The 12,873-nt window shown below is 56.4% G+C and carries 8 protein-coding genes; 3 read left to right on the forward strand and 5 right to left on the reverse strand.

From position 1 onward, the window contains the following. Positions 1-28: 28 nt before the first annotated feature. Positions 29-694, reverse strand: a complete 666-nt coding sequence (locus tag RUDLU_RS30320; RefSeq protein WP_019990900.1) for a hypothetical protein — start codon at positions 692-694, stop codon at positions 29-31. Between the two features lie 260 nt (positions 695-954). Here RUDLU_RS30320 and mutS point away from each other — a divergent pair, with 260 nt between their 5' ends. Next, positions 955-3,618: a DNA mismatch repair protein MutS gene (gene mutS / locus RUDLU_RS0123530; protein WP_019990901.1), complete on the forward strand. Its 2,664-nt coding sequence runs from the start codon at positions 955-957 to the stop codon at positions 3,616-3,618. A gap of 115 nt (positions 3,619-3,733) precedes the next feature. On the opposite strand, the gene RUDLU_RS0123535 is transcribed toward mutS, so the two are convergent. Continuing rightward, entirely contained in the window at positions 3,734-5,164 is a 1,431-nt protein-coding gene (locus RUDLU_RS0123535) for an aldehyde dehydrogenase family protein (protein ID WP_019990902.1), read from the reverse strand. 226 nt (positions 5,165-5,390) lie between these two features. Here RUDLU_RS0123535 and RUDLU_RS30445 point away from each other — a divergent pair, with 226 nt between their 5' ends. Next, the gene (locus RUDLU_RS30445; RefSeq protein WP_019990903.1) at positions 5,391-6,602 is read left to right on the forward strand and encodes a helix-turn-helix transcriptional regulator; all 1,212 of its coding nucleotides are present in this window, start codon (positions 5,391-5,393) and stop codon (positions 6,600-6,602) included. Between the two features lie 33 nt (positions 6,603-6,635). Here RUDLU_RS30445 and RUDLU_RS0123545 read toward each other — a convergent pair whose 3' ends face one another. From RUDLU_RS0123545 to RUDLU_RS0123555, 3 genes are all read right to left on the reverse strand, one after another. Continuing rightward, positions 6,636-7,259 (reverse strand): succinate dehydrogenase/fumarate reductase transmembrane subunit, encoded by a 624-nt coding sequence (locus RUDLU_RS0123545; RefSeq protein WP_027303334.1) that lies wholly within the window; start codon positions 7,257-7,259, stop codon positions 6,636-6,638. A gap of 62 nt (positions 7,260-7,321) precedes the next feature. Beyond that, complete coding sequence (locus RUDLU_RS0123550) at positions 7,322-10,681, reverse strand: UvrD-helicase domain-containing protein (RefSeq protein ID WP_019990905.1); 3,360 nt, start codon at positions 10,679-10,681, stop codon at positions 7,322-7,324. An 87-nt stretch (positions 10,682-10,768) separates the two neighbouring features. Next, positions 10,769-12,007, reverse strand: coding sequence for an MFS transporter (locus RUDLU_RS0123555; protein WP_019990906.1), 1,239 nt, complete (start codon positions 12,005-12,007; stop codon positions 10,769-10,771). A gap of 115 nt (positions 12,008-12,122) precedes the next feature. Here RUDLU_RS0123555 and RUDLU_RS0123560 point away from each other — a divergent pair, with 115 nt between their 5' ends. Continuing rightward, positions 12,123-12,773: a phosphoribosylanthranilate isomerase gene (locus RUDLU_RS0123560; RefSeq protein ID WP_044129673.1), complete on the forward strand. Its 651-nt coding sequence runs from the start codon at positions 12,123-12,125 to the stop codon at positions 12,771-12,773. Positions 12,774-12,873 lie beyond the last annotated feature (100 nt).

Genomic DNA, 12,873 nt, shown 5'->3' on the forward strand with positions numbered 1-12,873 from the left:
TCTCTAAAACAACCTCTGGCTTTCTGGCTTATTGCGTGCGGATAATGCCGCCGATTTCGCCGGTTGGCGTGGTCGTTGTCCGTATATTGATCCGGTACAGGCCCCGGCTGAGACTGTCGGCCCGGCTGGCTGATACAGATACCGTTCCGCTCAGGGGTGATGTAATGGCTACAGCCGTACCGCTACCGGGGGTTGTGCTGGTGCCGCTGCCTGGTGTGGTACTCGTGCCGCTACCCGGTGTTGTGCTGGTGCCACTGCCGGGCGTGGTACTTGTGCCGCTACCTGGCGTGGTGCTGGTACCGCTACCCGGTGTTGTGCTGGTGCCACTGCCGGGAGTAGATACACTCGGGAAGCTACCGGCCAGCAAGATGCTGTTCGCGTAGGCCGCCGTGCCGCTCGCCGTGCCCGTTGTTACGGGGTCGAGGGTGACGGCCGTGGCGGTCAGGCCCGAATACGATACGGTGTAACTCATGACGTTGGTTGTCCGATTGAGATTGCCCGAAAACGAACCGGTTGCTGTTGAGCTGCCGGACGTAGCTGAGGTCGATGTGCCAGCACTGTTGATGGTCGCCGTCAGGGGCGTCGAAGCGACTGGTACCGGCGTCGTGTTGTTGTCGTCGTCTGCATTATTACAGGCGTAGAACAAGGTCGAAAGCAGCCCAAGGGTGGCCACGGCACTCATTACTTTTTTCATACCAATACGTACGTGTGTTTAAGTTGAACGTATAGAGATAACGGCTATGCTATTTGTTCTATATAGATTATTGTGTAAAGCAAGGCAATGGACCCGTTAAAAATGTATATCTAAAGAATGTCATAAAATTCATTTGAATTGTGAAGCAGTGGGGTGGTTTAAGAGGCTCAAAGCGTGGCTGAGCCGGTACGCACGAGCGGGTTTTTTGCCCGTTTCTCCCCGATTTTTACTAAATTTGTTTAAACTACCCGCTTACATTAGTGAAGACAGCCACGGCTCCCAAACAGGCCAAACCAGCTAAAGAAACTCCTCTCAACCGGCAATACAATCAGGTAAAAGCGAAATATCCAGGTGCGCTGCTTTTGTTTCGTGTCGGCGACTTTTACGAGACGTTTGGCGAAGATGCCATCAAAGCCAGTAAGATTCTGGGCATTACCCTGACCAAGCGGAACAACGGTGGAGCCAACGAAGAACTGGCCGGCTTTCCGCATCACTCGCTCGATACGCATTTGCCCAAACTCGTGCGGGCGGGCGAGCGCGTGGCCATCTGCGATCAGCTCGAAGACCCGGCGCAGGCTAAGGGAATTGTGCGACGGGGCGTAACCGAACTGGTAACGCCCGGTGTTTCGTTTAACGATAACGTGCTTGATACCCGCCGGAACAACTACCTGGCATCGGTACATTTTGGGAAAGGGGCGGATGAGTTCGGGGTGGCGTTTCTGGACATCTCGACGGGGGAGTTTCTGGCCGCTCAGGGCAATGCCGCCTATGTCGATAAGCTGTTGCAGAGTTTCAATCCATCGGAGGTGCTGTACTGTAAACGCAACCGGCAGGAGTTTGGTAGCCTGTTTGGCAACTCGCCCTCCGGCGATAAATTTCATACGTTTACCCTCGAAGACTGGGCTTTTACCTACGATTTTGGGTACAACTACCTCAAACAGCATTTCCAGACTACCTCGCTGAAAGGGTTCGGTATTGAGGGGCTGCCCGATGGCATCATTGCGGCCGGGGTGATTCTGCACTACCTCAACGAGACCGAACACAAAGATCTTCAGCATATTACCCGGATAACCCGGCTGGAAGAAGACAAATACGTGTGGCTCGACCGGTTTACCATTCGTAACCTCGAACTGGTGGCGGCTCAGCAGGAGGGGGGCGTGCCGCTGATTCAGATTCTCGATGGGTCGGTGACACCCATGGGCGCCCGGCTCATGCGAAAGTGGCTCATGCTCCCGCTCAAAGAAAAGTCACTCATCGACGAGCGGTTGAGCATGGTGGCTCTGTTGCACGACGACGATGAACTGCTCGACCAACTGGTAGGTCACCTGAAACAGATTGGCGACCTCGAACGGTTGATCTCCAAGGTCGCCGTTCGCCGGATCAGCCCGCGCGAAATGCTGCAACTGAAACGGTCGCTTCAGCACATACTGCCCATCAAAGAGCTGTTGATCAACGCCCTAAATGCGCAGCCTGACTCGCCCTCGCTCAAAAAATACGCCGATCAACTGAACCCGGTGGCTTTTCTGGTCGACCGGATCGAGGCCGAACTGCGCGAAGACCCACCGGTGGTCTCAAATCAGGGCGGAATGATTAAATCGGGGGTGAATGCCGAGCTGGATCACCTGCACGCCTTAGCCTATACCGGCAAGGATTATCTGGTGCAGTTGCAGGAGCGCGAAATTGCCCGTACTGGCATAGGCTCGCTCAAGATTGCCTATAACAAGGTGTTCGGCTACTACCTCGAAGTGACCAATGCCCACAAAGACCGCGTTCCGGCCGACTGGATTCGGAAGCAGACCCTGGTGAATGCCGAGCGGTACATTACGCCCGAGCTGAAAGAATACGAAGACAAGATTCTGAACGCTGAGGAGCAGATTTTTGCCATTGAAGCTCGGATGTATAACGAGCTGGTGCAGGCCGCGGGCGAATACGTCGGGGCTATTCAGCAGAACGCGCGGGTTATTTCGGTGCTCGACGTGCTGTCGTCGTTTGCGCGGGTAGCACTCCGTAACAAGTACGTATGCCCGACCATCAACGAGTCGAAAGTCCTGAATATCAAAGACGGTCGGCACGCGGTGATTGAGCAGCAACTGCCTCCCGGTGAGCCCTACGTACCGAATGATATTTATTTAGACGACGAAACCCAGCAGATTATCATCATTACCGGGCCTAACATGGCGGGTAAGTCGGCTCTGTTGCGGCAAGTGGCTCTTATTGTGCTCATGGCGCAGGCGGGGAGCTTCGTGCCTGCATCGGCGGCTGAAATCGGGTTGGTCGACAAGATTTTCACCCGTGTAGGGGCCGCCGATAACCTCTCGCGGGGCGAAAGTACGTTCATGGTCGAAATGACCGAAACGGCCAGTATTTTGAATAACCTGAGCGAGCGTAGTCTGGTACTGATGGACGAAATCGGCCGGGGAACGAGTACCTACGATGGTGTGTCCATTGCCTGGGCTATTGCTGAGTTTCTGCACAATCACTCCAATTGCCGCCCCAAAACCTTGTTTGCTACCCACTACCATGAACTGAACGAGCTGGCTAACGACAACCCGCGCATTCGGAACTTCAACGTGGCGGTGAAAGAGGTAGGCAACAAGGTGATTTTCCTCCGCAAACTGAAAGAGGGTGGCTCAGAGCACTCGTTCGGAATTCACGTGGCTCAAATGGCGGGTATGCCGCCCTCGGTAGTGAGCCGGGCCGGGCAGATTCTGAAACAGCTCGAAGCCTCGCATCAGCGCGAAGACAACAAGGAAGCTATTCGCGAAGCGGGCACTCAGGAACGGGAGCTGGCGCTACGCATCATCGAGTCGGGTGATCCGCGTTCGGAAGCGATCAAGGAAAAGCTTAAAACCATCGATATCAACCGCCTGACGCCAATCGAAGCCCTGCTCAAACTGAGCGAGCTGGCCAAGTTAGTCGAGTAGCGGTTTTGGCTCTCGTTAGAGATGACATCTCTTCGAGCGGTCTCCGTTTTGGGTACTCTACTTGCAGAGATGTCATCTCTAAAGTATCCCCGCAAGAATACATCTCGGCAACGCCCTACAGTTTCTTTACCAAGAAGCCGATCAGCTTTTCGATTTTGTCCGTGTAAGGAGGATAAATGAACCGGGCGGTGCCAAAGTCCCGCTTCATTACCCCCCGCATATTCGAAAGCTCCTGAAAGCCAAAGAACCCATTGGACTTGCCAATGCCGCTGTTGTTTACGCCACCAAACGGCAGGTCCATGTGCCCAAATTGCCAGAAGAGATCGTTGATAACGGTGTCGCCTGCCGATGTGCGCTGCATGATATAGTCGATGTTGCGCCGACTACCGCTTTGGATGTAAAGCGCCAGAGGTTTTTCGCGGCTGTTGATCACCTGCAAAGCTTCGTCGGCGGTCTGGTACGGGACTACGGGCAGCACGGGGCCAAAAATTTCTTCCTGCATCAGGGCCATCTGGTCCGTTACGCCCTCAATCACCGTGGGGGCAATGAAGTTGTCGGCCTCATTGAGCTGACCACCCAATGTGACCGTGGCCCCTTTTTGTACGGCATCCTCAATGAGCCGACGGACGCGCCCGAAATGGTTTTTGTTCACAATCCGGCAGTAGCTTTCTGATTGCTCCGTTGGTTGTCCCGCCGGGTTGTACATCCGTTGCACCGACTCCCGAAACGCTCGCAAAAAAGGTTCTTTCACCGACTCATGCACCAGCAGGTAGTCGGGTGCGATACAGGTTTGGCCATTGTTAAAATACTTACCCCAGGCAATCTGCTCGGCAGCCGCCTTGATGTTGGCCGTTTCGTCGACAATGACAGGTGATTTTCCCCCCAGTTCCAGCGTGACCGACGCCAGGTGTTTAGCCGCAGCCGTCATCACTATTTTGCCCACGGCGGGGCTGCCCGTAAAGAAAATGTGGTTAAACGGCAGGTCGAGCAACTGAGTCGCCACAGCGGCATCGCCTTCAAACACGGCCACCTCTTCGGGCGGAAACAACTCTTCCACCATGCGTTTGATGGTGCGGGTGGTATTGGGCGTCATTTCGGAGGGTTTGAGCATGACCACATTGCCCGTCGAGATAGCCGCAACCAGCGGTTTAATGCACAAACCAAACGGATAATTCCAGGGAGCAATAATGAGCACGTTGCCTTTGGGTTCGTAGCGCACATAGCCACGGGTACCCAGCAGGGGGAGGGGCGTCGGCACCCGGTGGGGTTTCATCCAGCGCGAAAGATGTTTGGTCGTGTGCCGAATTTCGTAGTATAACGCCCCCAAATCGCCCAGAAGTGCCTCGGCCGCTGGTTTCCGAAAATCAGCGTGCATGGCCTGCATCAGGTCGGCCTCGTGGTCCTGAATCCAGCGGTGAATCCGGCCGATGCGCTCAAGCCGCTCTTTAGCGGTAGTGAGCGCCATGTGAGGGGCGTGTCGGCGCTGCGCGTCAAAAACGGCCTGAATCGAGCTCTGATGAGTTAGTTTGGGTGAAGTGGTTGTCATGCTGGTACAAAAATAGGGTTCGGTACAAAGGCGAGTAGGTAATGATTCGGCGCGAAACACCGCGACCGCGCGGAGGCTATCGGGTGAAAATCAGCTTTATCCGCCATCACCCGCACAACTTCGCCGGGCGGACACCTAAAAATACAAAAAATGGACGGCGGGATTCAATTTTTATCTTTTAGCAAAAGCCGTATGTTTACTAAAACTTTTTTAGCAATCCCGCCCCATGAGCCTTGTGAGCGAGAATATTCGGTATTTGCGTAAACTCAACGGTCTGACGCAGGAACAATTTGCCCGCCGATTGGGCATCAAGCGTTCGCTGGTGGGAGCCTACGAAGAGGCCCGCGCCAATCCGAACCCTAACAACATGATCGCCATTGCCAAGGCGTTCAACGTATCAGTCGAAAACTTACAACGGCAGGATTTACGAAAACTACGCGAAACGCCCAACCTTTCGTTTGACCGGGGAGCGGGCCAAAGTAGTAGTAGCAGCATCCCGTCGCGTTCTATTTTCCGCGAACCTGTTCCCGAACCGGCCGATGATAGCCTGTTTGCCGATGATCCCCTGCCAACGGCCGATAATCGGCCCGATCTGTCGGATGTACCTAAGCCGCTGGCGTCGGTTCTGGAAAAATACTACCGGGCTCCGTCGGCGGTGCCGCCCCCGGCGGGTCCTCAGCCTGCTTCGGGGCTACCGTTCGAAGCGCCGGTGATCAGCGATCCGGTGCGGCCGGGGTCGGTTATTGCCGAACGGGGCAGCCTGCCTGTGCCGCCCGAAGTGCCCCGCCCGGTGTCGCCCGCCCCTAATCCGGCCGATCGGGCACCGTTTGAAGTGCGTAACGCACCCGCGCCGGTGGTGTCCGAGCCTGCGGGAGCCGGGCCGCTAGTGTTCAATAATGCCTACGAACAGCCCGCACCCAGCCCGGTTGCGCAACCGCGTGAGGAAACAGGCCTGCCGCCAATTCCGCTGGTGATGCAGTATCAGTTTAGTGAATACGCGGGGCGAAGCGGGCAGCACGATTACATCAACCGGCTGCCGTCGTTGCGGTTGCCCACCTTGCCAGTTGGCCATTACCGGGCTTTCGAAGCCGACGCTGACTTTTCGCTGCCGGGCGCCCTGCTCGTTGGGCAGTTTGTGCGCAATTGGTTCGACATTGTCGATGGGCGTCTGTATGTGTTGATGCTCGCCGGCCAACGACTCGATGGCGCCCGGATTCTGTGCCGACGGGTGTTCAATCAGGTAAAGATAAAAGGGACGCTCCTGCTCACGGCCGATAGCCCACATGTGCCCAGCCGCGAGGTGCCGCTCAAGGAAGTACAGGAGCTTTGGGAGGTAAAAGCGTTTTTCAGCCAGCAACTGCCCGATCCGGCTCCCAACCTCGACCGTCTTCGCCAGTTGGTGGAAGAAATGCGGTTTGAGGTCGACCGGATCAAGTAAGACGTTTAGGGTAGTCGGCGTTCGGATTTCTGATCAAAACGGTAGCTTAGTCAGCACCTTGTAGGCATCGGGAATACGGACGCCGTGAAAGCCGTTGGTGAGGCCGTACAGAATCGAGATGGTTAGCAGAACACCCAGGGCAAGCAGGATGCTGGCTTGCTCGTGAGGAGTGAGGCCCAGCACGGAGTGTTTCATTTTGCGGCTGTGGATCGCTGCCAGATGGCCCACAAACGACGCAATGGCCAGCCCGTAGTACGGAATGAAAAACAGGTTGAGCGGGAAGGTGTTGAGCCCGGCGACACCGAAGTAAAAGTTGGTATCGAGGTCGAGCACCAGCCGACCCACCAGTACTGCGCTCAGGTGAATCAGCAGGAAAAAAGCCAGGTACAGACCGGTCCAGAGCTGGAGTTTATCAAAACCCGTTTCTACCCGCTTGCGAAACCGGGAGGCCAGTGAAAGGCCGGATACAACCTGAAGCGCGATGGCCCCCAACAACATGGTTTCGACAACCGGATGCCGGTACACGAGCCGCAGGGTATTCATCAGGCCTATGTGTGCCGAGGCACCGGCGAGGCTATACGTATGGTTAATTAGGTGAAAACCAACGAATACTGTAATAAATAAGCCTGAAACGTAGTGAAGTGTTCGGGTATTCATAGCCAAAATGATGCTACGGCGGCCGCTAAGTTAAGGCGAAAAACGGATTCGACCGTCCCCGTTTACACAGTAACGACATACGGCATCTCGGCCAGATACACCAACCGGCCGGTCACCTGCCCATAGCCCATTTGACGGTACAAATCGACGAAGTAACGCAGGCCATTCGTATCCCGTTCGGGTAAGCCGGGCACGCTCACGTACTGCACCAGCACCAGATGGCCGGGCGCTAGGTGCACCACCCGATGCGGGGCTCCGTGCAGTTGTCTGGCACTCAGTACGCTCCGGTCGGTATCGATGCGTAAGCGGGGGTTAAATACATCCAGCAACTCGGGATGCATCACAATCTGAATCAGTTGTTGCCGCAGATCGTCGGTTTCGGCCCGGCGCACCAGCCCTTCGCTCACCAGCTGCCGAATTGTTTTCTCAACACAGCCCGGTCCTTTGATCAGGCTCAGGGCGGCCACAATCTTGCGGTCGCGGTCGCGGGTGCGCTCAAACGTGCGCACGTCGAACACCCGGTCGGCCTGTCGCCGGAGTTGCAGTTCCTGCTGACGGTGTCCGCTCATCACTTCGTTCAGAACGATCTCGTCGGTGTACGCGGCTTTTTTGGGGTGCTCAAAAGCCTGATCGCAGTGCGACACCACGTATTCACTTTGTTCATCCTGCCAGCCGCAGCCGCAGGTAAGGGCGTGGGGGCCGTTGAGGTACTCGTACAGCCAGTAGCTCACCGTGTTTTGCGCCCGGGCGTCGGTCCACTTCAACTGTTGCCCAATCACATAAAGCCGGTCGGTGGGGCGGGTAAAAGCTACGTAGAGCAGGTTCATGTTTTCCAGAAACGACCGGGTCATTTCTTCTTCATATTGCGCGCGCAGGCCAACGGGTAGTTTGTCGAGTTTCTGGCTGATGCGAACCGGCGCGTGCCGGAGCCGGACGGGTGCACCCTGCTCCGGGGCGTGGGTGAAAAACGCCGAATCGACGGGGCTGAGATCGAGCCATAAATCGCCCCGGCCCGATACGTCCCAGTTGGCAAAGGGAATAATCACCACCGGGTATTCGAGCCCTTTCGACTTGTGAATGGTCTGGATGCTCACGGCATTGGTGTTGGCGGCTTCACCCACCGAAACTTTTTTCTGGGCCGACTGCCAGTAGAGCAGGAAATCGGCCAGGTGGCCGCTCTGCTTATGGCTGAAGGTCAGAATTTCATCGAGAAACCGGAACAGAAACGGCGCATCGCCCGCCCGGTCGAAAAGGCCAAACTGAAAAATAAGCTTTTCGGCCAGTTCGTAAGCGTTGAGTTGCCGCAGGGCGTGCGGTTCCAGCTCGTGCCCGAAGGATTGCAGATACCCAAAAATCGCGTCGGGGTCTTCTGATTCGGCCACGTCGCGAAGGGTAGCCGTGAGGGCTGCGTCGGGCAGGAGTCCCCGCACCACCCGGCTGTAGAGATACAGCATCTCGTACCGAATCAGGGGCTGATCGGGGCGGCTGAGCACCTGCATAAGCGTTACGACCAACCGGATTGAGTCGGCGTACTGCAACGATAGCGAGTCGGCCGAAACGAGCGGAATACCGAGGCTATTCAGTTCGTTGGCGAGGGCTTTGGCCTGATCTTTTTTGCGGCACAAAATGGCGATGTCGCGGTACTGATACCCGTCGTCGAGAGCCTTTCGGAGGTGTGCAACCGTGCGGGCGAGCATCACGCCGGTCAGGTCGGTTGCTTCTTCGCCCTCGGTAGGGCCGGCCTGGGGTTTTTGCACAAAATCGATCTGCACATGCCCCAACGGCCGGGCCTTGGGCGAGGGTTGCTGCTGAAACTGCCGGGCGGAATCAAACACCTCGGCAATTTTTCCGTGCGTCAGCTCAAACCGGCGGGCCGTGAAATCGAAAAACTCATTGTTGAACCGGACAATGGGTTCGGCACTGCGCCAGTTCGTGTCCAGAATGGCGTCGTTCAGATGCTGTTCGAGAGCCTGAATCCGCTCGGCCGTAAATGAATCGGGTCCGTCGGTCATGCGGGCATGGGCTACCTGCAACGCGCCGAGATCCCGTCGGTGCAGGGCCACAATCTGATCCATGTCGCCCCCCCGAAACCGGTAAATGGCCTGTTTACCATCGCCCACAGCCAGGTTGAAATGACCTGCCCCGAGGGCGTTGTCGAGCAGGGGCAGGAGGTTGGCAAACTGGAGCCGGGAGGTGTCCTGAAACTCGTCGATCAGGATGTGGTTGAATTTGTTACCGAGTCGTTCGTACAGAAACGGCACTGGCTCATGGGCCACCACGTCCAGAATCCGCTTGTTGAACTCCGAGATATGCACGCGGCCATCTTTGCGAAGCAGTTCATCAAACTCTACCCGGATCTGTTTGAGCAAAGCCAGTTTCTGGAGGTGCGGTTGCAGGCATTCGAAGAGTACTACCTGCTCCATGCGTTCTTCTCGGATAGCCTGAATCCGGTGGAAACAATCACAAAGCTGATCGGCAATAGCGTCGATCGTATCCTGTATAGGTTTGGGGGCTTTTTTGCCGTACCATACTCCCTCGTCGACCGCTTTGGTGTGGTACGAATTGATTTTTCGGCGGGCATCGCCCCCGGCAATTGCTTTGAAGTAAGCCCCAATGCCTTTGGAGGTCTGCGCAAAGTCGACCTCGCTCAGGTTGTTTTGCTCAATGCAGTGCCAGGCCTGTTGCCCCACAGCAACAATGTCGGCTTCGGTCTGGGCAATGTAGTCGCGCATGCGTTGGCGGATGTTGCGGATCGCCGTGGGCGATAGCTCCTGCACACCCCGCACGGCATCGTAATGCTGGTCGGAGGTGAGGTGCTTACCAAACGTTTGCAACGCTACCGGTACGTTGCCCCAGCTTTCGCCTTCGGCGGCTGTTTCGCGGTAGTATTGGCTCAGAACTTCGGTGATTTCTTCCATCTGCTCAGCCCCGGCCTTTTCGATCAGGTTATCAACCGCCAGTTCGAGTACTTCTTCGGTATCCATCTCTACCTCAAACGAGTAGGGTAGGCCCAACTCGTCGGTAAACGCCATGATGACCCGCTGCGTAAAGCTGTCGATGGTCGTCACCGAGAAGTCAGAGTAGCCGTGCAGAATAGCCCGGAATACCTCGCGAGCTTTGGCCGACACCTCGTCTCGGGCAAGGAGGTGGGCGTCGGTACCTATTGTATGGCCCGACAGCTCCTCGGTCAGGATGTCCAGCATGGAGCTATTTCGGACGGATTCGTCGTCGCTGCACATGTATTGCAACTGCTTCAGAATCCGGTCTTTCATCTCGTTGGCTGCGGCATTCGTGAACGTCACGGCCAGAATATGCCGGTAATACCCCGACGGTGCGCCCGGTTTCAGGGCGAGCTTGAGGTACTCCTTGGTAAGGGTGTATGTCTTGCCCGAACCGGCCGATGAACTGTAGATCGTAAACATGGTGGGAGGGGATTAATGCGTAATGATGAATGGCCTGACGTGCAACTATTTTTTGTATCAATTACGCATTACGCATTACGCATTACGTTAACTCAGTCTGACGCTAAATAAATCCTTCGATTTTACGTACACATACGCCACAACAACCAGCGTGACTACCCCGCCCAGCATAACGGAGGGGGCTGCTCCGAGCAGACGGGCGGCAACGCCGGACTCAAACGCCCCGATTTCGTTTGACGAGCTAACGAAAATACCGTTGACGGCGGCTACCCGTCCCCGCATGTGGTCGGGCGGGAAAATCTGGAGAATCGTCTGCCGGATAATCACGCTTACACTGTCGAACGCGCCGGTGAGCGCCAGCATAGCCAGCGACAGGTAGAAATCTGTCGATAGGGCGAAAATGATGGTAGCCAGCCCGAAACCCACTACGGCCAGCAGCATGTTACGCCAGGCATTTTGAGTAGGTGGGTACCGCGCCATAATCAGCATGGTACTGACGGCCCCCACGGCCGGGGCGGCCCGCAGAAAGCCCAGACCCTGCGCTCCAACCTTCAGAATGTCTTCGGCAAAAACGGGTAAAATGGCGACTACCCCTCCGAACAGCACCGAAAATAAGTCGAGCGAAATGGCATAGAACACGATTTTGGTCTGGAACACAAACCGAAATCCTTCTTTGAGGCTGTCCCAGAAGCCGAGCGGAGTTTCGTCGTGGTTGACAACTACCGGCCGTTTGCGAATCATCGACAGGAGCAGGAAGCAAACGCCAAACAGGCCAATAATCACGAGCAGGGCGTTGTCGAGTCCAAGCCAGTTGTACAGAAACCCGGCCGCGCCCGGCCCGGCTATGGCCCCCGCCTGCCAGAACGAACTGCTCCAGGTAGACGAGTTAGGGTATAGCTCACGCGGCACCAGAAACGGCTTAAGCGACGAGCTGGCGGGTGAGTAAAACCCCTTGGCCGTCCCGATCAGAACCAGCACACCGTAGATCAGGGCGAGCCGCTCCCGTAGTGAGAGTTGGGCTTCGAGAGCGGGCTGAAAGGCCAGATACAGCACCACTGAACCCAGCATGATGACGAACAGACTGATTTGCAGAATACGCTTCTTGTCGTATCGGTCGGCGAGGTGGCCGCCAAACAAGGCCAGCATGATAAAAGGAATGGCCTCGGCCAACCCAACCAGCCCCAGAGCGAGCGGGTCGTGCGTCAGTTTGTATAGTTCGTAGCCCAGAATCACCTCCTGCATGAGCAGGGTGGCCGTGATCAGAAAACTATTGGAGACGAAAAAACGAAAATCAGGAATGCGAAGCGACGCGTACGGATCAGTCATGAAATAAGACGTGGGCTGGTAGAGGCCGGACACAGGTCGTGCCGGGCTCCGGCCGTCGGGACTACGAAGATAACGGCTTTTTAGCCTATTTTGGCCCCCAAAAAGCGTTTCATCCATGAGAATCCGCGTAAAAGTTTGCTGTATCAGCAGTCTGGAAGAGGTCCAGATGGCTATTCGGGCCGGGGCCGATGCCCTCGGTTTGGTCGGTCCTATGCCCAGTGGGCCGGGCGTGGTGGCCGACGATCTGGCGGCTGCCATAGTCCGTAGCGTGCCGCCCCCTATTGCCACGTTTATGCTGACGAGCGAAACTACAGCTGACGGAATTGTCGCCCATCAGCAACGGGTAGGGGCCAACACCATTCAGTTGGTCGATGCCGTACCGGCCGGGACGTATGCCCAGATCCGGGCGGCTTTGCCCGCCGTGAAAATTGTGCAGGTGATTCATGTAGTTGATGAGCGAAGCCTGATTGAGGCCCAACAAGCCGTAACCGATGGGGCCGATGCGCTGTTGCTCGATTCGGGTAACCCAACCCTGGCGATAAAAGAATTGGGCGGTACCGGCCGGGTGCATGACTGGCAGATTAGCCGTCAGATTGTGGATACCTCGCCGGTGCCGGTATTTCTGGCCGGTGGGCTACGGCCCGACAATGTCCGCGAGGCCATCCGGGCGGTAGGGCCGTTTGGGCTGGACATTTGCAGCGGTGTGCGTACCAACGGGCACCTCGACGCCGACAAGCTTCGGGCGTTTTTAGAAGCCGTTCGGTAGGCTGCTTTGGTGGGTTCCAACACACCTAAAAACAGAACAGCAACCGTTTGGGGCGGTTGCTGTTTCTGTTTGGGTTGAGCCGCCCGAGGTGGCACAAGGG

Origin of the sequence: Rudanella lutea DSM 19387 (assembly GCF_000383955.1) — a bacterium.
GTDB lineage: Bacteria > Bacteroidota > Bacteroidia > Cytophagales > Spirosomataceae > Rudanella > Rudanella lutea.

Excerpts from the sequence above, each read along its gene's own strand:
- RUDLU_RS30320 (WP_019990900.1), bottom strand. The coding sequence starts at position 694 with ATGAAAAAAGTAATGAGTGCCGTGGCCACCCTTGGGCTGCTTTCGACC.
- RUDLU_RS0123535 (WP_019990902.1), bottom strand. The coding sequence starts at position 5,164 with ATGACAACCACTTCACCCAAACTAACTCATCAGAGCTCGATTCAGGCC.
- RUDLU_RS30445 (WP_019990903.1), top strand. The coding sequence starts at position 5,391 with ATGAGCCTTGTGAGCGAGAATATTCGGTATTTGCGTAAACTCAACGGT.
- RUDLU_RS0123545 (WP_027303334.1), bottom strand. The coding sequence starts at position 7,259 with ATGAATACCCGAACACTTCACTACGTTTCAGGCTTATTTATTACAGTA.
- RUDLU_RS0123550 (WP_019990905.1), bottom strand. The coding sequence starts at position 10,681 with ATGTTTACGATCTACAGTTCATCGGCCGGTTCGGGCAAGACATACACC.
- RUDLU_RS0123555 (WP_019990906.1), bottom strand. The coding sequence starts at position 12,007 with ATGACTGATCCGTACGCGTCGCTTCGCATTCCTGATTTTCGTTTTTTC.
- RUDLU_RS0123560 (WP_044129673.1), top strand. The coding sequence starts at position 12,123 with ATGAGAATCCGCGTAAAAGTTTGCTGTATCAGCAGTCTGGAAGAGGTC.